The sequence below is a fragment of the Streptomyces paromomycinus genome (genome assembly GCF_003865155.1).
GTDB classification, from domain to species: domain Bacteria; phylum Actinomycetota; class Actinomycetes; order Streptomycetales; family Streptomycetaceae; genus Streptomyces; species Streptomyces chrestomyceticus.
The window spans coordinates 2,883,240-2,902,349 of record NZ_BHZD01000001.1; the positions used below are offsets into that span (position 1 = coordinate 2,883,240).

Here is a 19,110-nt window from a genome sequence, read left to right on the forward strand (position 1 = left end):
CGAGGTACCTGACCGCACGGTTTTCCGTGCGCTGTGCTTTCTTACGGTGTTGCCTGATCAACCGGTGTAGCTTGATCAACATGCGCCCCTTCGACGGACCGGCGCAAGGCCGTGACGTCGAACGGTCCCCGGCCCCGGAAGGCCCGGGGGAAGGCCCGGCGGCGGACCGCCAGGTCGAGACAGACCCGTGTCGGGTGCACATAAGCACCCCGGCCGGGCAGCGTACCGCGAGGATCGGGGACACACTCACCCTCGATCGCCACGATCCGCAACAGATCGTCCTTGGCCGCTCGCTCCCGGCACCCCACACAGGTGCGCTCAGGGCATACGCGGGCATGCGTCCGGCCAGACACTGCTTAAGTCTACCTCCCCGCGCCGACCTCACCCCTACGGGGTAATGCCCGAACGGTCGCTCAAAATTCCGGTGGGCCGCCACCGATTTTCCGGCTGCGGCCGCACCCCTGCGTCCCCCGACCGCCTCCCGGCGCGGGCCCTGGGGCCCGCGTCCGTCAGCGGTGCGGGATCACTCCTGGCCCGCGCCCTGCTCGGTGTCCGGGCGGATGTCGATGCGCCAGCCGGTGAGGCGGGCGGCGAGCCGGGCGTTCTGCCCTTCCTTGCCGATGGCCAGCGACAGCTGGTAGTCCGGCACGGTCACCCGGGCGGAGCGGGCCGCGAGGTCGACGACCTCGACCTTGCTGACCCGGGCGGGCGACAGGGCGTGCGCCACCAGCTCGGCCGGGTCGTCCGACCAGTCGACGATGTCGATCTTCTCGCCGTGCAGCTCGGCCATGACCGCGCGCACCCGGCCGCCCATCGGGCCGATGCAGGCGCCCTTGGCGTTCAGCCCGGAGCGGGTGGACCGTACGGCGATCTTGGTGCGGTGGCCCGCCTCACGGGCGATGGCGGAGATCTCCACCGAACCGTCGGCGATCTCCGGCACTTCCATGGCGAAGAGCTTCTTCACCAGATTGGGGTGGGTGCGCGAGAGCGTCACGGACGGGCCGCGCACGCCCTTGACCACCCGGACGACGTACGAACGCAGCCGGGTGCCGTGCGCGTACTCCTCGCCGGGGACCTGCTCCTGCGCCGGCAGGATGGCCTCCAGCTTGCCGATGTCGACCAGGACGTTCTTCGGGTCCCGGCCCTGCTGGACGACGCCCATCACGACGTCGCCCTCCCGTCCGGCGTACTCGCCGAAGGTGATCTCCTCCTCGGCGTCCCGCAGCCGCTGGAGGATGACCTGCTTGGCGGTGGTCGCCGCGATCCGGCCGAAGCCGGACGGGGTGTCGTCGAACTCACGCGGCTCGGCGCCCTCTTCGAGGTCGGCCGGGTCCTCCTTGGCCCACACCGTCACATGTCCGGTGTTGCGGTCCAGCTCCACCCGCGCGTGGCGGCGGCTTCCCTCGGTGCGGTGGTACGCGATGAGGAGGGCCGACTCGATGGCCGCGACCAGCAGGTCGAACGAGATCTCCTTCTCCCGTACCAAACCCCGCAGGGCACTCATGTCGATGTCCACGGCTACGCCTCCTCCTGGCTCTCGTCGTTCTGCTCGGCGCGGTCGTCGCGCCCCTGGTCCTGCTTGCGGTTGAACTCGATCTCCACGCGCGCCTTGGCGATCTCGGCGAAGGCGACCCGGCGGGCGGTGGGCTTGCGCCCCTTCACGCCCGGCACCTCAAGGTCCAGACCCTCGTCGTCCATGGCGGTGATGCGTGCCACCAGTTCGCCGCCCTCGTGGAGTTGGGCCTTGACGAGGCGGCCGACGGCGCGGCGGTAGTGCCGCGGCTCGGTCAGCGGGCGGTCGGCTCCGGGAGAGGTGACCTCCAGCGTGTACGGGGCGCCGCCCATCACGTCGGAGTCGTCGAGCGCCTGTGACGCCTCGCGGCTCAGCTCGGCACACTCGTCGAGCTGTACGCCGTCGTCGGAGTCGACCACGATCCTCAGCACACGCCGCTTTCCGGCCGGTGTCACCTCGATCTCTTCCAGATCCAGGTCTCGCGCGGCGACGAGCGGTTCAAGCAGTCCGCGCAGCCTCTCGCTCTGGGTGGTGCTCATCCGGGTGACTCCTCGGCCGCGTGTGCTGTTGTGGGAAGGTCGCGTGTCGGGTCAAAGCCTAGCTGTTCCGGCGGGGTACTGACGATTCGGTGGCCGGTCACGGATACGCTCGCCTGCGGTGATCACTACGGCCGCCCCCTCTGAAGACCCCGGGAAGTCACACGTGCACAACGTCGCGCTCACGCGCAGGAGGACCTTGCTGGCCGGTTCCGTGCTCGGCGGGACGGCCCTGCTGCTCACCGGCTGCTCGGACGGTTCCGGGCCGGGTGACGGCCGCAAGGACGCGGACGCGGCGGCGGACGCGCGGCTGCGCGCGCAGGCCGCGCACGACAGCTCCGCGCTGCTCGCCCGGTACGACGCGACGCTCGCCGCCCATCCCGGGCTCGGCGAGCGGCTGCGGCCGCTGCGGGCCGAAGTGGCGCGGCACGCGGCGGCGTTCGGTGCTTCCCCCGCGCCCGGCGCGTCCGGCGGCCCGTCCGCCCGGCCCGGTACGGACGCCTCGGCCGCCGCGTCCCCCTCCACCGCCTCCCCCGCGCCGTCCGCCCCCGCCGTCCCGCCCGACGAGAAGCAGGCGCGTACGGACCTCGCGGCGGCGGAGCGCCGTGCCGCGGACGCCCGCGCCACGGCCCTGGTGAACGCGTCCCCGGAGCTGGCCAGGCTGCTGGCGTCGGTCGCGGCGGCGGGCGCGGCGCACGCGTATGTGCTCACGCTCACGGAGGACGGCGCGTGAGGAACGCCGCAGCGGCGGCCGCACGCGCGACGGGACAGCGGCCGGGCCGGGGCCCGGTCACGGAAGGGGCACGATGCTGACATCCAGGATGGCGCGTACGGACGCGGCGGAGGGCGACGCGCGCGGCGTCGAGCTGCGGGCGCTCCAGGCCGCGCTGGCGGCCGAGCACGCGGCCGTCTACGGCTACGGCGTGGTCGGCGGCCGGATCGGCGACAACCGGCGCAAGGAGGCGCGCGAGGGCTACGACGCGCACCGCGCGCGCCGGGACGAGCTGCGGCGCGGCGTACGGGACCTGGGCGGCACCCCGCGGGCCGCCGCGGCCGCCTACGAGCTGCCGTTCCCGGTGCCGGACGCGGCGGCCGCCGTCCGGCTGGCCGCGGAGCTGGAGGACCGGGTGGCGGCCGTGTACGCGGATCTCGTACGGGACGGTGCCGGGGCGCGGCGCCGGGACGCGGCCGGGGCGCTGCGGGAGGCGGCGGTGCGTGCGGTGCGCTGGCGCGGCAGCGGCGTAGCCTTCCCTGGGCTCGCGGAACGGGCCGGCGGCGCCGGCACCCCGTCCGGCCCGGCGCCCGGCGCCGCCGCGGACCGGCACTGACGGCCGCCCGCACCGGGAGGTCACCGAACGTCCACCGAAAGGGACAGCACAGGCATGGCTACGGCACCCATCGAACCGCCGCGACGGCTGGTGAGCGCGCTCGGCGGCGATCCGGACGGCCCGGCCGGTGCCTGGCTGGAAGCGCTGCCCGCCATGGTGCGACAGCGCCTCGAAGCCTGGGAGTTGACGCCGGAGCGGGTGCACGAGCCGGGTGGCCGCAGCAGCCTGCTCGTGTACGTGCGGCAGGCCGACGGCACACCGGCCGCGTTGAAGTTCCCGGCCCCCGGCCGTGCGCCGGCGCACGAGGGCGCGGCGCTGGCGCAATGGGACGGCTGGGGCGCGGCACGGCTGCTGCGCGCCGACGCGGACAGCGGTGCGCTGCTCCTGGAGCGTTTGCAGGGCGCGGTGTCCCTGCGCTCGCTGCCGGAGGCGAAGGCGCTGCTGGAGGCGGCCGGCACGGTACGGCGGCTGTGGGTGTCCCCGGCCGACGGCCACCCGTTCGCGTCCCTGGCGGGCCGTGCGGAAGAGGCCGTCGACGAGCTGCGCGCCCTCGGGGCAGCGACCCCGGCCGTGGGGCCGCTGCTGGACGAGAGTCTGGAGCTGCGCCGCGCGCTGCCGGCCGACGCCCCCGAGGACGTCCTGCTGCACGGCGCTTTCCGGCAGGGCAAGGTGCTGGCCGGGGAACGGACGCCGTGGCTGGCGGTCGGCCCGTCGCCGGTGGTCGGCGAGCGGGCGTACGACCTGGCCTGGCTGGTGCTGGACCGCTTCGAGGACCTGGCGGCCGGCTCCGGAGCGGCCTCGGCGGCCCGGCGCCGGGTGGCCAAGCTGGCGGACTCCCTGGACGTGGACCGCGACCGGCTGCGCAGTTGGACGCTGTACCGGGCGGTGGACTCGGGCGTGCGCGAGATGACGACGACGGGCGGCGATGTGCAGCGCGGTGAGCTGTTGCTGGAGTTCGCCACGTGGTTGTAGAGGCGCCCCTGCCGTAGAGACGGACAGGGGCTGGGCGGAACCGGTTCTCCGGTCCCGCCCAGCCCCTGGCAGACGGTGTCAGGCGCTCAGCCGGGCCACGGCCTCCTCGACCGTCAGCTCCTCGCGCTCGCCCGTACGGCGGTCCTTCAGCTCGACCACGCCCTCGGCCGCGCGGCGGCCCGCGACCAGGATCTTCGGAATGCCCAGCAGCTCGGCGTCGGTGAACTTCACACCCGGCGAGACGCCCGCCCGGTCGTCCACCAGGACGCGCAGGCCCGCGGCGCCCAGCTTGTCGCCGACCTCCAGGGCCAGCTCGGTCTGCTTGGCCTTGCCCGCGGCGACCACGTGCACGTCGGCCGGGGCGATCTCACGCGGCCAGCACAGGCCGGACTCGTCGAAGGTCTGCTCGGCGAGGGCCGCGACGGCGCGCGAGACGCCGATGCCGTACGAGCCCATCGTGACGCGCGCGGGCTTGCCGTTCTGGCCGAGCACGTCCAGCTGGAAGGCGTCCGCGTACTTGCGGCCGAGCTGGAAGATGTGGCCGATCTCGATCGCGCGGTCGATGCGCAGGCCCGCGCCGCAGCTGGGGCAGGGGTCGCCCGGCTCGACCACGACGACGTCCAGGTACTGGTCGACCTCGAAGTCACGGCCCGCGACGACGTTGCGCGCGTGCTTGCCGTCCTTGTTGGCGCCGGTGATCCAGGCGGTGCCGGGGGCGACCCGCGGGTCCGCGAGGTACTTGAAGGACTTGCCGGCCAGGCCCTGCGGGCCGACGTAGCCGCGGACCAGGTCGTCGCGGCCGGTGAAGTCCTCGGCGGTGACCAGCTCGACCGTGGCCGGGGCCAGGTGCTCGCCGAGCTTGCCGAGGTCCACCTCGCGGTCGCCGGGCACGCCCACCGCGACGATCTCGCCGTCGACCTTGACCAGCAGGTTCTTCAGCGTGGCGGAGGCCGGTACGCCCAGGTGCTCGGCCAGCGTCTCGATGGTCGGGGTATCGGGGGTGTCCAGCTCCTCCAGCGCACCGACGCCGGAGGCGTCCGAGGGCTCGACCTTGACCGTGACAGCCTCGGTGTTGGCCGCGTAATCGCAGGCCGGGCAGTCCACGAAGGTGTCCTCGCCGGCCGCGGCGGGGGCCAGGAACTCCTCGGAGGCGGAGCCGCCCATCGCGCCGGAGACGGCGGAGACGATGCGGTAGTCCAGGCCCAGCCGCTGGAAGATCTTCTGGTACGCCTCGCGGTGCAGGCGGTACGACTCCTCCAGGCCCTCGTCGGTGGTGTCGAAGCTGTACGAGTCCTTCATCTGGAACTCGCGGCCACGCAGCACACCGGAGCGCGGGCGGGCCTCGTCGCGGTACTTGGTCTGGATCTGGTAGAGCATCACCGGCAGGTCCTTGTAGGACGTGCACTGGTCCTTGACCATGAGGGTGAAGATCTCCTCATGGGTCGGCCCGAGGAGGTAGTCGGCGCCCTTCCTGTCCTGGAGCCGGAACAGCTGGTCGCCGTACTCCTCCCAGCGGCCGGTGGCCTCGTACGGCTCCTTGGGCAGCAGGGCCGGCAGCAGCACCTCCTGCGCGCCGATCGCGTCCATCTCCTCGCGGATGACGCGCGACACGTTCTCCAGCACCTTCTTGCCCAGCGGCAGCCAGGTCCAGATGCCGGCGGCGGTGCGGCGGACGTAGCCGGCGCGCACGAGCAGCTTGTGGCTGGCGGTCTCGGCGTCGGCCGGGTCGTCGCGCAGCGTCTTGATCATCAACCGGGACATGCGCTGGACCTGGGCCATGGTGATTCTCCTGCGTAAGAAAGGTGACTTCCGCGAGGTTATCCGGAGGGACGCGCCCCACGGAAATGGGATCCGCCCCGCATCGGGCCCGCATTCGTCCCGCGTGCGCCCCGTATCCGCCTCGCGCCCGGTCCCGTCCGGTCAGCGTTTGAGCGGCAGGGGCGCGCCCATCACCGCGTACGGCAGCGGGGCGCTCGGGAACAGCACGCGGCGGGCCAAATCCTGGTAGCCCAGGGAGCGGTACAGGCCGCGGGCGGGGCTGTCGGTGTCGATGGCGGACAGGATGCTGCGGGGTTCGGCCGCCTCGTCGGTGATGCGGGTGATCAGTTCGCGGCCGATGCGCCGGTTCTGGAAGGCGGGCAGCACATGCAGCTCGGTGATCACGAAGGAGTCGTCGAGCCAGTGGTCCCGGTCCTGGTGGCGCAGGTACGGCTCGACGACCGTGGACCACCAGTGCGTCCGGCTGTTGGGCATCCCGTAGACGAAGCCGACCAGCCGCCCGCCGGGCGTGGTGGCCCCGAGGGCACGGGCCCCGGGGCTGGTCAGGTGCCGCAGGACGATGTGGCGGCGGACGCCGATCTCGTCGTCGGTCAGTCCGAACGCCAGTGCCTGCACGGCGAGCGCGTCGTCCACACGGACGGCGAGATCCAGGGGGCCGACCGCGACGTCATCCATGGTCGGGAGCGTACAAGGCACCGGGCCGTAAGACGATCGGCCGGCGGGCCCTGTGCGGGCGGTGGGACGCCGGTGGCTAGAACAGCACGCTCATGAAGGCCCCGGTCTCCTCGAAGCCCACCCGCCGGTACGCGGCCCGCGCCGCCGTGTTGAAGTCGTTCACGTAGAGCGAGGCGACGGGGGCGACCTCGGTGAGCGCATAGCGCAGCACGGCCGCCATGCCGGTCTCCGAGAGGCCCTTGCCGCGGAACTCGGGGGCGACCCAGACGCCCTGGATCTGGCAGGCCCGCTGGGTGGCGGCGCCGATCTCGGCCTTGAAGACCACCTTGCCGTCGTCGATGCGGGCGAAGGACCGCCCGGCGCCGACCAGCTCGGCGACGCGCGCCTGGTAGAGCAGCCCGCCGTCGCCGGCCAGCGGCGAGATGCCGACCTCCTCGGTGAACATCGCCACGCACGCGGGCATGATCACGTCCATCTCGTGCTTGCCGATGCGCCGTACGTACGGGTCGGGCTCGACCTCGGTGGCGAAGGCCGACGTGACCATCAGCGGCTGGTTCGCACGCACCTCGCGGGCCGGGCCCCAGGCGGGCTCCAGCAGGGACCACAGCTCGGCGGTGGGCCCGGCCGGGCCGACGATCGAGGAGCAGCGCCGGCCCTGGCGGCGGGCCCGCTCGGCGAAGCCGCGTACCGCTTCGGGGGTGGCGCAGACGGGGACGAGGTTGGCGCCCGCGTAGCACAGCGACTCCAGGCGGCCGTCCGCGTACCAGCCCCACATCTCGCCGCCGAGCCGCCAGGGATCCAGCCCGGCGACCTGGACGCGGGCGGCGACGAAGGCGTTGGCGACGGGGTCGCGGTCCAGTACCGCCAGTGCGGCGTCGAGCTCCCCGGGCTCCAGAACCTTGGTGGTCGTGGTCGTCAGCACGTGTCGGAAAGCCTCACCTTTACGGGCCTGGGAGGCCAGGCAACTGCAGGTCCTGGAACTTTACCTCCCCGGCGGCCGGGCAGCGGATCTGCTGCGGGTACCGCACCTGGCGCGGTTCACGCACGAGCCCCGCCACCGGTGTGGCCCGGTGGCGGGGCTCGTGGGGCGCGCTGGGCGCCGGGGGCCGTACGGGAGGGCCGGGGCGGTCAGCCGGCGACGGCGATGGTGGGCTCGCCGGAGGCCACGCCGTCCTTCTCCATCTGCTCGGCGATCTTCATGGCCTCTTCGATGAGGGTCTCGACGATCTTCGACTCGGGCACCGTCTTGATGACCTCGCCCTTGACGAAGATCTGGCCCTTGCCGTTGCCGGAGGCCACTCCCAGGTCGGCCTCACGGGCCTCGCCGGGGCCGTTGACGACGCAGCCCATGACCGCGACGCGCAGCGGCACCTCCATGCCCTCCAGGCCCGCGGTCACCTCGTCGGCCAGCTTGTAGACGTCCACCTGGGCCCGGCCGCACGACGGGCAGGAGACGATCTCCAGACGGCGCGGACGCAGGTTCAGCGACTCCAGGATCTGCAGCCCGACCTTGACCTCCTCGGCCGGCGGCGCCGACAGCGAGACCCGGATCGTGTCGCCGATGCCCTCGGACAGCAGCGCGCCGAAGGCGACGGCGGACTTGATGGTGCCCTGGAACGCCGGGCCGGCCTCGGTCACCCCCAGGTGCAGCGGGTAGTCGCACTGCGCGGCCAGCTGCCGGTACGCGTTGACCATCACGACCGGGTCGTTGTGCTTCACCGAGATCTTGATGTCCCGGAAACCGTGCTCCTCGAACAGCGAGCACTCCCACAGCGCCGACTCCACCAGCGCCTCGGGCGTCGCCTTGCCGTACTTCTGGAGCAGGCGGCGGTCGAGCGAGCCCGCGTTCACCCCGATCCGGATCGGGGTTCCCGCGTCGGAGGCCGCCTTGGCGATCTCCTTGACCTTGTCGTCGAACTGCTTGATGTTGCCCGGGTTGACCCGGACCGCGGCGCAGCCGGCGTCGATCGCGGCGAACACGTACTTCGGCTGGAAGTGGATGTCCGCGATGACCGGGATCTGCGACTTGCGGGCGATGACCGGCAGCGCGTCGGCGTCGTCCTGGGTCGGGCAGGCGACCCGGACGATCTGGCAGCCGGACGCGGTCAGCTCGGCGATCTGCTGGAGCGTGGCGCCGATGTCGGACGTCCGCGTGGTCGTCATCGACTGCACCGAGACCGGTGCGTCCCCGCCCACGGCGACCGGTCCGACCTGGATCTTGCGGCTGACCCGGCGGTCGGCCAGCTTGGTCGGTACGTCCGGCATTCCCAGTGAAATGGCAGTCATCTGGCGAGCAACCCCAAGGTGTGGATCTAGGTCCCGAGATCGGATCCCGAGATCGGCGGGCTCCGGCCTTCGAGATTACGGCACGAGGGTTGCCGTGGGCACATCGATCCCCTCCTGCCCCCCGTTGGGGGGCACAGGAGCACCCATGTGCGCGGTTTGGGCGCTTACCGGACCGGGCAGCGCCCCGGTACCTAGGTCAGCTTCACCGGATTCACCACGTCCGCCACCAGCACCAGCAGCGTGAAGCAGATGAAGATCCCGGCGACCACGTAGGCGACCGGCATGAGCTTGGCCACGTCGAAGGGGCCGGGGTCGGGGCGGCGGAAGACGCGGGCGAAGGCCCGGCGGACCGACTCCCACAGCGCACCCGCGATGTGCCCGCCGTCCAGCGGCAGCAGCGGCAGCATGTTGAACAGGAACAGCGACAGGTTGAACCCGGCGACCAGGAAGAGCATGGTCGCCACCCGCTGCTCCGGCGGGATGTCCAGCGAGAAGACCTCGCCGCCGACCCGGGCCGCGCCGACCACGCCCATCGGGGAGTCCTGCTTGCGCTCCCCGCCGTTGAAGGCGGCGTCCCACAGGTCGGGGACCTTGGCGGGCAGGTGGACCAGCGACTGGACTCCCTGCTCGACCATGCTGCCCATGCGGTCCACGGACTGGCCGAAGGTCTGCGGGACGATGCCGGTGGCCGGGGTGAAGCCGAGGAAGCCCGCGGTGACGTACTCGCCCGGCACGTACGCGCCGTTGCCGTCGGTCTTGGCGACCTTGTTCTCGATCAGGTTCGCGTGCAGCTGCTGCCGCTCGCCGTCCCGCTCGACGGTGATCGTCGCCGGGCCCGTGGTGTCCCGGATGCGCTGCTGGAGGGTGGCCCAGTCCGGGACGGGCTTGCCGTCGAAGTCCACGATCTTGTCGCCGGCCCGCAGGCCCGCGGCCTTGGCCGGGGAGTCCTTGGCGCCGGCCGTGCACTTGTCGGTCTTGGCGGAGGCCGCTATCACGCAGTCCGAGACCGAGCCGACCTGGGTGGTCTGGGTGTTGATGCCGAAGCCCATCAGCACGCTCATGAAGATCACGACCGCGAGGATCAGGTTCATGAACGGCCCGGCGAACATCACGATGACGCGCTTCCAGGGCTTGCGCGTGTAGAACAGCCGCTTGTCGTCGCCCGGCTGCAGCTCCTCGAAGGCGGCCGAACGGGCGTCCTCGATCATGCCGCGCCAGGGGGAGGTGGACCGGGCGCTTATGGCGCCGTCCTCCCCCGGCGGGAACATCCCGATCATGCGGATGTAGCCGCCGAGCGGTATGGCCTTGATGCCGTACTCGGTGTCGCCCTTGCGGCGCGAGAAGAGCGTCGGCCCGAAGCCCACCATGTACTGCGGCACCCGGATGCCGAACATCTTGGCCGTGGACAGGTGTCCCAGCTCGTGCCAGGCAATGGAGAAGAGCAGGCCGACGACGAAGACGACTATGCCCAGAACGGTCATCCATGTCGTCATGCGCGAGCCTCCGATGTCGTACGGGCCGCTCGGGCGGCCAGCTCACGGGCGCGGGCGCGCGCCCAGGTTTCCGCCTGCAAGACGTCCGCGACCGACAGGGAGGTTCCCCTGGCCGGCGTACCGTGCTCCGCGACCACCTCGGCGACCGTATCGACAATTCCTGTGAACGGCAGCCCGCCCTGCAAGAACGCGTCGACGCATTCCTCGTTGGCGGCGTTGAAGACGGCCGGCGCGGTGCCGCCCAGATCGCCGACGTGGCAGGCCAGCGGCACGGACGGGAACGCCTCGGTGTCCAGCGGCAGGAAGTCCCACCGGTGCGCCTCGGTCCAGTCGACGCCGGGGGCGGCGTCCGGCACCCGGTCCGGCCAGCCGATGCCCAGGGCGATCGGCATCCGCATGTCCGGCGGACTGGCCTGGGCCAGGGTGGAGCCGTCGGTGAACTCCACCATCGAGTGGATGTAGGACTGCGGATGGACGACGACCTCGATCCGGTCGAACGGCACGTCGTACAGCAGATGCGCCTCGATGACCTCCAGCCCCTTGTTGACGAGGGTGGCGGAGTTGACCGTGATGACCGGGCCCATCGCCCAGGTGGGGTGGGCGAGCGCCTGCTCCGGCGTGACGGACGCCAGCTCCTGCTTCGTACGGCCCCGGAACGGCCCCCCGGAGGCGGTGACGACCAGCTTGCGCACCTCCTTGCGGGGGCCGCCCAGCAGGCCCTGGAAGAGGGCGGAGTGCTCGGAGTCGACGGGCACGATCTGGCCGGGGCGGGCCGCGGCCTTCACCAGCGGGCCGCCGACGATCAGCGACTCCTTGTTGGCGAGCGCCAGCGCGCGGCCCGCCTCCAGGGCGGCGAGGGTGGGCGCGAGGCCGATGGAACCGGTGATGCCGTTGAGCACGGTGTGGCAGGGGGACGCGGCCAGCTCGGCGGCCGCGCCGGGCCCGGCGACGATCTCCGGCAGCGGCTCCCCCGCCCCGTACCGGGCGGACAGCGCCTCGCGCAGCTCCGGCACCACGTCCTCGCGGGACACCGCCACCGTACGGACCCGCAGCAGGTGCGCCTGCTCGGCCAGCAGCGCCACCCGGCCGCCGGCCGCGGACAGCGCGGTGACCCGGAACCGGTCGGGGTTGCGCAGCACCAGGTCGACGGCCTGGGTGCCGATCGAACCGGTCGAGCCGAGGATCACGATGTCGCGCGGCCCGTCGCCGCCGCCGGTGAGCGGGGCGGGGGTGAAGCGCAGATGCGGGTCAGCGAGGGTGTCCGTCATGGGGACCATTGTCGCCGGTCCGGGCGGTGCGGTGAGCCGCAGGGGATCGCCGGTGGCCGCGGACGGTCGTCGCGCGTCCGGACGCGGTCCGTGTCGGCCTGGGGTTTTCCCCACCCTGGGCGGGCCACCTGGGCGAACCCCGGACAGACCGGCTGACCGGATGGATCGGCTCCGCTTCACCGCGGAGGCTGAACAGGTCGCAGACGTTCGTCCGATCGGAGACCCAGTGTTCAGTCTGAAGCCCTCGCGCCGCACCGTGGCGCGCACCACCGCGGTGGCCCTGGCGGGCGCGGCCTGCGCCGCCATGATGTCCGGCAGCGCCGAAGCCGTCGTCAACGGCAAGGACGCGACGCAGCGCTACCCGTTCATGGTGTCGATCCCGGTGACGGGTGTGGACGACCCCACGTTCAAGGGGGTCTGCGGCGGATCTCTGATCGGCTCGAAGTGGGTGCTCACCGCGGCGCACTGCGTGGACCCGACGCTCGTCACCCTGGACGGCACCGTCCGGATCGGCAGTGGCTGGAAGAAGTCCGGGGGCACGGTCCGGTCCATCGCGAAGACGGTGTCCCACCCGGGCTACAAGAACGGCGAGAACGTCGTCGCCAACCGCGACGACATCGCGCTGATCCGCCTGAACCGCCCGGTCTCGGAAAAGCCCGTCCGCATCGCCGACAAGCCGGGGCGGCCCGGCACTCCGACCCGGATCCTGGGCTTCGGCAGGATCGAAGACACCGCCTCCGACCCCGCCGAGGCGGTCTTCCCCGACCGGCTCCAGGAGCTCGAAACACGCCGGGGAGCGGTCTCCGAGTGCGCGCCGGGCTATGCGAACAGCACCCGTCTGTGCACGATCAGCCGGGTGCCGAAGGCCATGGCGTGCCACGGCGACTCGGGCGGCCCCCAGATCCGGCGGGACCGGAAGGGACGCTGGGAGCTCATCGGCGTCACCTCGGGGCCGGGCGCCCCGGGCGTACGGTGCAGCGAGGGCCCGGGGCTCTACACCAGCGCGCCCGCCTACGCGGGCTGGATCCGCAAGGCGATGAGCCGCAACGGCTGACCGGGCCCGGTCCCGCCCCCCCGGTGCCGACCGCGCGGAACTTCGCGGCGGCGCGCTTCACCTGGCAGTTCCTCAAGGAGCCCGGGGGAAGCGCGCCCCGCCCGGGTCAGCGGATCGGCCGGTGGACGTTCTCCTTCGCCGTCGGTCCGGGAGTCGCGTCGGCGATCCAGGGGCCGTCGCCGCTCGGGTCCACGACGCCTTCCTCCAGCCAGGTGTAGGTGCCGGTCAGCACGCCGGAGACGACCTTGCGGTCCAGGTCGTCGGTGTTGGTCCACAGCCGGCCGAAGAGTTCGTCGACGCGGATGCGGGCCTGCCGGCAGAACGCGTCGGCGAGCTGGTGCGCCTCGCGGCCGTGGTCGTCGGTGGCGCGCAGGTGCTCGGCGCGTACGACGGCCGCGCTCATGGCGAACAGTTCGGCGCCGATGTCCACGATCCGCCCGAGGAAGCCCTGCTTGGTCTCCATCCGGCCCTGCCAGCGGGACATGGCGTAGAAGGTGGACCTGGCCAGCTTGCGGGCGGCGCGCTCCACGTACCGCAGGTGCCCGGCCAGGTCGCCGAACTCCGCGTACGTCCGGGGCAGCTGGCCGGGGCCCGCGACCAGCTTGGGCAGCCAGCGGGCGTAGAACGTGCCGGCCTTGGCGGCGGCCTTGCCCTTGTCGGACAGGGACTTCTCGGGGTCGATGAGGTCACCGGCCACGGACAGGTGGGCGTCCACCGCCTCGCGGGCGATGAGCAGGTGCATGATCTCGGTGGAGCCCTCGAAGATCCGGTTGATGCGCAGGTCGCGCAGGATCTGCTCGGCGGGCACGGCGCGCTCCCCGCGGGCGGCGAGCGAGGCGGCGGTCTCGAAGCCGCGGCCGCCGCGGATCTGGACGAGTTCGTCGGCCATCAGACAGCCCATCTCGGAGCCGTACAGCTTGGCCAGCGCGGCCTCGATGCGGATGTCGTTGCGGTCCTCGTCGGCCATCTGGGAGGCGAGGTCGACGACGGCCTCCAGGGCGAAGGTGGTGGCCGCGATGAAGGAGATCTTGGCGCCGACCGCCTCGTGCTTCGCGATCGGCTTGCCCCACTGCTCGCGGGCGGCCGACCACTCGCGGGCGATCTTCAGACACCACTTGCCGGCGCCGACGCACATGGCGGGCAGCGAGAGGCGGCCGGTGTTGAGCGTGGTCAGCGCGATCTTCAGGCCGGCGCCCTCGGGCCCGATGCGGTTGGCGGCGGGCACCCGTACGCGGTGGAAGCGGGTGACGCCGTTCTCGATGCCGCGCAGGCCCATGAAGGCGTTGCGGTTCTCGACGGTGACGCCCTCGGCGGCGGCCTCGACGACGAAGGCGGTGATGCCGCCCTTGTGGCCCTCGCTCTTCGGTACGCGCGCCATGACGACCAGGAGGTCGGCGACGACGCCGTTGGTGGTCCACAGCTTCACACCGTCGAGTACGTAGTCCTCGCCGTCGGGAACCGCGGTGGTCGCCAGCCGGGCCGGGTCGGATCCGACGTCGGGCTCGGTGAGCAGGAACGCGGTGATGTCCGTACGGGCGCAGCGCGGCAGGAAGACGTCCTTCTGCTCCTGGGTGCCGAACTGTTTCAGCGGCTGCGGTACGCCGATCGACTGATGCGCGGAGAGCAGCGCGCCGATGGCCGGGTTGGCGGAGCCGACGAGGGCGAGCGCCTTGTTGTAGTAGACCTGGGTGAGGCCCAGGCCGCCGTACTTCGTGTCGATCTTCATGCCGAGGGCGCCGATCTCCTTGAGACCGTCGATGGTCTCGTCCGGGATCTGCGCCTCACGTTCGATCCGGGCGCCGTCGATCTTCGTCTCGCAGAAGTCGCGGAGCTTGGCGAGGAACTCCTCACCGCGCTGGGCGTCCTCGTCGGCGGGGGTGGGGTGCGGATGGATGAGGTCGAGCCGGAAGCGGCCCAGGAACAGTTCCTTGGCGAAGCTGGGCTTGCGCCAGTCCTGCTCCCGGGCGGCCTCGGCGACCTGCCGGGCCTCGCGCTCGGACACATTGCGGGTGGATGGAGCGGTCATGAGGGGCTCACCTCGCCGCGGAGTCGGGTCTCGGAGTGGGTCGGCGGTCCACCGGGGACCGTGCGGTCGGCAGGCACGGAATCCGGCGTTCCGTGCGGTGCCGCGCCGAGCGGGCAGGCGTACGGTGTCCCGCGGCCGTCCGGCTACCGGTCAGTGCTACTTGTGAGTCTCTACCCGTTCCGTTCGACTTGCACCAGACTTCGCGGCACCGGCGGGGGCGGACGGGTGAGCGCCGCCGTCCGGATCGAGCCCGTCCGCAGGCAGGCGGGAGACGGGTGGGCGGCGGCGCCCGCGGTGTCCCGGCCGTCAGCGGGCGCCCGGCGTGACCAGCCCCGTCTCGTACGCCAGCACCACCGCCTGGGCCCGGCTGCACAGCCCCAGCTTGGCCATCGTGCGGTTCAGATGGGTCTTGACGGTGGCCTCGCTGATGACCAGCCGGGCCGCGATCTCCGGGTTGGACAGGCCCTTGGCGGTGTGCCGCAGCACCTCCCGTTCGCGGGCGGTGAGCGCCTGGAGGGACTCCGGCCCGTCGGCGGCCTCCGGGGCGGGCTCGTCCAGCCGCTGGGCGTACGCCTCCACCAGCCGGCGGGTCACGCTCGGCGCGAAGAGCATGTCGCCGCCCGCGACGGTGGCGATGGCCGAGAGCAGCCGCTGCGGCGGAGTGTCCTTGAGGAGGAAGCCGCTGGCTCCGGCGCGCAGCGCGGCGTAGACGTACTCGTCCAGGTCGAAGGTGGTGAGCACCACGACGTGCGGGGCCTGCCCGCCGGACTCGGCGGCGGCCCGCAGGATGCGTTCGGTGGCCGCGATGCCGCTGACCCCGGGCATCCGGATGTCCATGAGGATCACGTCGGGGCGGTGTTCGGCGGCCAGCCGGACCGCTTCCTCGCCGTCCGACGCCTCGCCGACCACCTCGATGTCGGGCGCGGCCCGCAGCAGGGCGGCCACGCCGGCCCGGATGAGGACCTGGTCATCGGCCACCAGCACCCTGATCATGCTCTGTCGTCCCTTTCCGCGGCGGTGCCGGGCCCGCCGCTGGATGGACGGGCAGGGTGAGCAGCACCTGGAAGCCGCCGCCCGGAACAGGACCGGCGCGCAGACTGCCGCCGTAAATCCTGGCCCGCTCACGCATCCCTATCAACCCGTGTCCGGTGGAGAGTTGGCCGGATGCCGGCGGTGCGTAGGGGGTCGGCGGGGCCGGCGGTGGGGCCGCGGCTCCGCGGGGCGGGACGTGCGGGCCGGGCGCGCCGGGCGGGCCGGAGGCGCCGCCGTCGTCGCGCACCTCGACCGTGAGACGGTCGGCGCCGTGGTCGATCCGCACGTCGACGCGGGCGGCCCCGGCGTGCTTGAGGGCGTTGGTCAGGGCCTCCTGGACGACGCGGTAGGCGCACTGTTCCAGTCCCGGCGGGTACGGCCGCCGCGTCCCCGTCGTCCGCAGGGCGACCGGCAGCCCGGCGGCCCGTACCCGGGCGACGACCGTACCGATCCGGTCGAGGCCGGGCGCCGGTTCGTAGGCGTCGGCCGTCTCGCCCTCGCCCGTCTCCCGGCGGTCCACGGCGGCCGGTCCGCCCGCCATCTCCCGCGGGTCCACCCGGAGTACGGCGAGCAGCCGCCGCATCTCCTCCAGGGCCTCGCCGCTCGTCCCGGCGATGGTGCCCAGGGCGCGGCGGGCGGTGTCCGGGTCGGAGGTGAAGACATATCCGGCCAGTCCGGCCTGCACGGAGATCACGGACATGTGGTGGGCGACCACGTCGTGCAGCTCCCGGGCGATGCGCACCCGTTCCTCGGCGACCGCGCGCCGGGCGTTCTCCTCCTGCTCGCGGCGGAGCTGTCCGGCCATCTCGGCGAGCCGGACGTTGCGTTCGGCGGAGGTCCGGGCGACGTTGCCGAACCAGCACAGGATCACCGGGTACAGCACGCTCTGGCCGAGTGTGGTGGCCCACGAGCTCTCCTCGCCCGTCAGACCGGCGAAGTTCCAGAGCACGGCCAGCAGGACCGAGCAGCCGGCGGCGACGCGTGGCGGGCGGTGGGCGGCGACGGTGTAGAGGGCCATCAGGCCGGCGAGGCTGTTGACGACGGGCCAGTAGTCCAGCGCGATGTAGCCGCCCCACAGCAGGAAGACGGTCAGGCACACGGTGACGGGGGCCTGCCTGCGGGCCACGACCAGCAGGTTGATCAGGCACGTCAGCGCGGAGCCGAGACCGTCCAGGCGCTCCCAGCCGGCCGGTACGCTGTCGTGGCCGAGCAGCAGCGAGACGGTGGCGAAGCCGGCCGCGATGCCCGCGTCGAGGGTCAGCGGCGGCACTCTCCGTACCCGCCGTCGCACCTCCCCGGCCACCCCGCCCATGCGCACGCCCGCAGCGTAACCCGGCGCGCACGGCGGGTCGTCGGCCCGGTGGAGGCCGTACGGATACCGCGGAAGTCGTACGTCCGGGCGGCCCGTACCGCGGAAGTCACACCCGGTTTTCCACCTGTGACGGGACGCCCCGGCGGGCGGCGGGCGCGTACGGTCGCCGTACCGCCACAAGAGTGCGGGGGCACGGGGGAAGGACGGCACCGCCGCACGGGGGAACGGGGGAGGCAACGCGCTCCGGGACAGGGTGCCGGAGCGCGTTGCTCGTCGGTCCGGCCGGTACGTCCGTACCGGCGGCCGTCCGGGTCCTACAGGTCCAGACCGGTCAGCACGAGCACCCGCTCGTAGGTGTAGTCCTCCATCGCGAAGCGCACACCCTCACGGCCCACGCCGGACTGCTTGGCGCCGCCGTACGGCATCTGGTCCGCGCGGTAGGACGGCACGTCGCCGACGATCACGCCGCCGACCTCCAGCGCCCGGTGCGCCCGGAACGCGGTCTGCACGTCGTGCGTGAACACGCCCGCCTGGAGGCCGTACTTGGAGTTGTTGACGGCGGCAAACGCCGCCTCCTCGCCGTCCACCTTCGTCAGGCTCAGGACCGGGCCGAAGACCTCCTCGCAGGCGAGGGTCGCGCCGGCGGGCACGTCCTCCAGCACGGTCGGCGCGTACGAGGCGCCGTCCCGCTTGCCGCCCGCGAGCAGCTTCGCGCCCGCGCCGACGGCCTCGTCCACCCACGCCTCGACGCGCTGGGCGGCGGCCTCGCTGACCAGCGGGCCGACCTCGGTGGCGTCGTCCGACGGGTCGCCGGTGACCTGCGCGTTGACGGCGGCGACGATCTTCGGGACCAGCCGGTCGTAGACCGACGCGTCGGCGATCACCCGCTGCACGGAGATGCAGGACTGGCCGCCCTGGTAGTTGGAGAAGGTGGCGATGCGCTGCGCCGCCCAGTCCAGGTCGGCCTCGGAGGCGTAGTCGGCCAGCACGACGGCCGCGCCGTTGCCGCCCAGTTCGAGGGTGCAGTGCTTGCGCGGCACCGAGTCCATGATCGCGTAGCCGACCTGCTCGGAACCGGTGAAGGAGATCACCGGCAGCCGCTCGTCCTGCACCAGCGCCGGCATCCGGTCGTTGGTGACCGGCAGGATCGACCAGGAGCCGGCCGGCAGGTCGGTCTCGGCCAGCAGCTCGCCGAGGACCAGGCCGGACAGCGGGGTGGCCGGGGCGGGCTTGAGGATGATCGGCACGCCCGCCGCGATCGCCGGGGCGATCTTGTGGGCGCAGAGGTTGAGCGGGAAGTTGAAGGGCGCGATGCCCAGCACCGTGCCGCGCGGGAAGCGGCGGGTCAGGGCGAGCCGGCCGGCGCCGCCCGCGTCGGTGTCCAGGCGCTGCGCCTCGCCGCCGTTGAAGCGGCGGGCCTCCTCGGCGGCGAACCGGAAGACGGACACGGCCCGGCCCAGTTCGCCGCGGGCCCACTTCATGGGCTTGCCGTTCTCGGCGGAGATGAGCCGGGCGATCTCCTCGGTGCGCTCCACCAGACGCCGCTGCACGTGGTCCAGCGCCGCGGCCCGCACATGGGCGGGGGTGGCGGCGAACGCTTCCTGCACGGCGACGGAGGCCGCGACGGCCTCCTCGGTCTGGGCCTCGGTGGGAACGCTCACCGTGCCGACGAGACGGCCGTCCCAGGGGGAGGTGACGTCGAAGGTGTCCTCGCCGGTGGCCTGGCGACCGGCGAGCCAAAAGGCGGTGGGAGAAGTCACAGGGGTCCCGGCCCTTCCGAAGTGGGGGTGGTACGGACGGCCCTCGCGGGCCTGGGTCCACCGTAGGGGCGGGGTG

The 19,110-nt window shown here is 72.7% G+C and carries 17 protein-coding genes; 4 read left to right on the forward strand and 13 right to left on the reverse strand.

Annotation, left to right across the window (positions count from 1 at the left end):
- Positions 1-41: 41 nt before the first annotated feature.
- The 3 genes from OEIGOIKO_RS11515 to rimP form a co-directional block, all read right to left on the reverse strand.
- Positions 42-353 (reverse strand): YlxR family protein, encoded by a 312-nt coding sequence (locus OEIGOIKO_RS11515; protein WP_125053963.1) that lies wholly within the window; start codon positions 351-353, stop codon positions 42-44.
- A gap of 170 nt (positions 354-523) precedes the next feature.
- Complete coding sequence (gene nusA, locus OEIGOIKO_RS11520) at positions 524-1,516, reverse strand: transcription termination factor NusA (protein WP_125053964.1); 993 nt, start codon at positions 1,514-1,516, stop codon at positions 524-526.
- Positions 1,517-1,518: 2 nt separating this feature from the next.
- Positions 1,519-2,052, reverse strand: a complete 534-nt coding sequence (rimP, locus tag OEIGOIKO_RS11525) for a ribosome maturation factor RimP (RefSeq protein ID WP_031009509.1) — start codon at positions 2,050-2,052, stop codon at positions 1,519-1,521.
- A 196-nt stretch (positions 2,053-2,248) separates the two neighbouring features.
- Here rimP and OEIGOIKO_RS41575 point away from each other — a divergent pair, with 196 nt between their 5' ends.
- From OEIGOIKO_RS41575 to OEIGOIKO_RS11545, 3 genes are all read left to right on the forward strand, one after another.
- Positions 2,249-2,782: a hypothetical protein gene (locus OEIGOIKO_RS41575; protein ID WP_170251692.1), complete on the forward strand. Its 534-nt coding sequence runs from the start codon at positions 2,249-2,251 to the stop codon at positions 2,780-2,782.
- A 73-nt stretch (positions 2,783-2,855) separates the two neighbouring features.
- Positions 2,856-3,377 (forward strand): ferritin-like domain-containing protein, encoded by a 522-nt coding sequence (locus tag OEIGOIKO_RS11540; protein WP_246177313.1) that lies wholly within the window; start codon positions 2,856-2,858, stop codon positions 3,375-3,377.
- A gap of 54 nt (positions 3,378-3,431) precedes the next feature.
- Positions 3,432-4,349, forward strand: a complete 918-nt coding sequence (locus OEIGOIKO_RS11545; protein ID WP_125053967.1) for an aminoglycoside phosphotransferase family protein — start codon at positions 3,432-3,434, stop codon at positions 4,347-4,349.
- A 78-nt stretch (positions 4,350-4,427) separates the two neighbouring features.
- Here OEIGOIKO_RS11545 and OEIGOIKO_RS11550 read toward each other — a convergent pair whose 3' ends face one another.
- The 6 genes from OEIGOIKO_RS11550 to dxr all read right to left on the reverse strand — a co-directional run bounded on the left by OEIGOIKO_RS11550 (position 4,428) and on the right by dxr (position 11,850).
- On the reverse strand, positions 4,428-6,128 hold the full coding sequence (locus OEIGOIKO_RS11550) for a proline--tRNA ligase (protein WP_125053968.1): 1,701 nt from the start codon (positions 6,126-6,128) through the stop codon (positions 4,428-4,430).
- 141 nt (positions 6,129-6,269) lie between these two features.
- Positions 6,270-6,803, reverse strand: coding sequence for a GNAT family N-acetyltransferase (locus OEIGOIKO_RS11555; RefSeq protein WP_125044695.1), 534 nt, complete (start codon positions 6,801-6,803; stop codon positions 6,270-6,272).
- A 76-nt stretch (positions 6,804-6,879) separates the two neighbouring features.
- Positions 6,880-7,725, reverse strand: a complete 846-nt coding sequence (locus OEIGOIKO_RS11560; protein WP_125053969.1) for a GNAT family N-acetyltransferase — start codon at positions 7,723-7,725, stop codon at positions 6,880-6,882.
- Between the two features lie 206 nt (positions 7,726-7,931).
- Entirely contained in the window at positions 7,932-9,089 is a 1,158-nt protein-coding gene (gene ispG, locus OEIGOIKO_RS11565) for a flavodoxin-dependent (E)-4-hydroxy-3-methylbut-2-enyl-diphosphate synthase (protein ID WP_125053970.1), read from the reverse strand.
- 191 nt (positions 9,090-9,280) lie between these two features.
- On the reverse strand, positions 9,281-10,582 hold the full coding sequence (locus OEIGOIKO_RS11570; RefSeq protein ID WP_125053971.1) for a M50 family metallopeptidase: 1,302 nt from the start codon (positions 10,580-10,582) through the stop codon (positions 9,281-9,283).
- On the reverse strand, positions 10,579-11,850 hold the full coding sequence (gene dxr, locus OEIGOIKO_RS11575) for a 1-deoxy-D-xylulose-5-phosphate reductoisomerase (RefSeq protein WP_125053972.1): 1,272 nt from the start codon (positions 11,848-11,850) through the stop codon (positions 10,579-10,581). Before dxr ends, OEIGOIKO_RS11570 begins: the two co-directional genes overlap by 4 nt.
- Before the next feature lie 226 nt (positions 11,851-12,076).
- Between dxr and OEIGOIKO_RS11580 the strand changes: the two genes are divergently transcribed.
- A complete protein-coding gene (locus OEIGOIKO_RS11580) occupies positions 12,077-12,904 on the forward strand; it encodes a S1 family peptidase (RefSeq protein ID WP_125053973.1) in 828 nt (275 codons plus the stop codon).
- A gap of 106 nt (positions 12,905-13,010) precedes the next feature.
- Here OEIGOIKO_RS11580 and OEIGOIKO_RS11585 read toward each other — a convergent pair whose 3' ends face one another.
- From OEIGOIKO_RS11585 to OEIGOIKO_RS11600, 4 genes are all read right to left on the reverse strand, one after another.
- Positions 13,011-14,930 (reverse strand): acyl-CoA dehydrogenase family protein, encoded by a 1,920-nt coding sequence (locus tag OEIGOIKO_RS11585; protein WP_125053974.1) that lies wholly within the window; start codon positions 14,928-14,930, stop codon positions 13,011-13,013.
- A 306-nt stretch (positions 14,931-15,236) separates the two neighbouring features.
- A complete protein-coding gene (locus OEIGOIKO_RS11590) occupies positions 15,237-15,923 on the reverse strand; it encodes a response regulator (protein WP_174857153.1) in 687 nt (228 codons plus the stop codon).
- Entirely contained in the window at positions 15,898-17,274 is a 1,377-nt protein-coding gene (locus tag OEIGOIKO_RS11595) for a sensor histidine kinase (RefSeq protein WP_125058640.1), read from the reverse strand. Before OEIGOIKO_RS11595 ends, OEIGOIKO_RS11590 begins: the two co-directional genes overlap by 26 nt.
- A 314-nt stretch (positions 17,275-17,588) precedes the next feature.
- The gene (locus OEIGOIKO_RS11600; protein WP_125053975.1) at positions 17,589-19,034 is read right to left on the reverse strand and encodes an aldehyde dehydrogenase family protein; all 1,446 of its coding nucleotides are present in this window, start codon (positions 19,032-19,034) and stop codon (positions 17,589-17,591) included.
- Between the last annotated feature and the right edge of the window lie 76 nt (positions 19,035-19,110).

What these genes read in the sequence shown, in the direction of transcription:
- rimP (WP_031009509.1), bottom strand. Translation starts at nt 2,052, where the DNA reads ATGAGCACCACCCAGAGCGAGAGGCTGCGCGGACTGCTTGAACCGCTC.
- OEIGOIKO_RS11540 (WP_246177313.1), top strand. Translation starts at nt 2,856, where the DNA reads ATGCTGACATCCAGGATGGCGCGTACGGACGCGGCGGAGGGCGACGCG.
- OEIGOIKO_RS11545 (WP_125053967.1), top strand. Translation starts at nt 3,432, where the DNA reads ATGGCTACGGCACCCATCGAACCGCCGCGACGGCTGGTGAGCGCGCTC.
- OEIGOIKO_RS11550 (WP_125053968.1), bottom strand. Translation starts at nt 6,128, where the DNA reads ATGGCCCAGGTCCAGCGCATGTCCCGGTTGATGATCAAGACGCTGCGC.
- OEIGOIKO_RS11555 (WP_125044695.1), bottom strand. Translation starts at nt 6,803, where the DNA reads ATGGATGACGTCGCGGTCGGCCCCCTGGATCTCGCCGTCCGTGTGGAC.
- ispG (WP_125053970.1), bottom strand. Translation starts at nt 9,089, where the DNA reads ATGACTGCCATTTCACTGGGAATGCCGGACGTACCGACCAAGCTGGCC.
- OEIGOIKO_RS11570 (WP_125053971.1), bottom strand. Translation starts at nt 10,582, where the DNA reads ATGACGACATGGATGACCGTTCTGGGCATAGTCGTCTTCGTCGTCGGC.
- dxr (WP_125053972.1), bottom strand. Translation starts at nt 11,850, where the DNA reads ATGACGGACACCCTCGCTGACCCGCATCTGCGCTTCACCCCCGCCCCG.
- OEIGOIKO_RS11585 (WP_125053974.1), bottom strand. Translation starts at nt 14,930, where the DNA reads ATGACCGCTCCATCCACCCGCAATGTGTCCGAGCGCGAGGCCCGGCAG.
- OEIGOIKO_RS11590 (WP_174857153.1), bottom strand. Translation starts at nt 15,923, where the DNA reads ATGATCAGGGTGCTGGTGGCCGATGACCAGGTCCTCATCCGGGCCGGC.
- OEIGOIKO_RS11595 (WP_125058640.1), bottom strand. Translation starts at nt 17,274, where the DNA reads ATGGGCGGGGTGGCCGGGGAGGTGCGACGGCGGGTACGGAGAGTGCCG.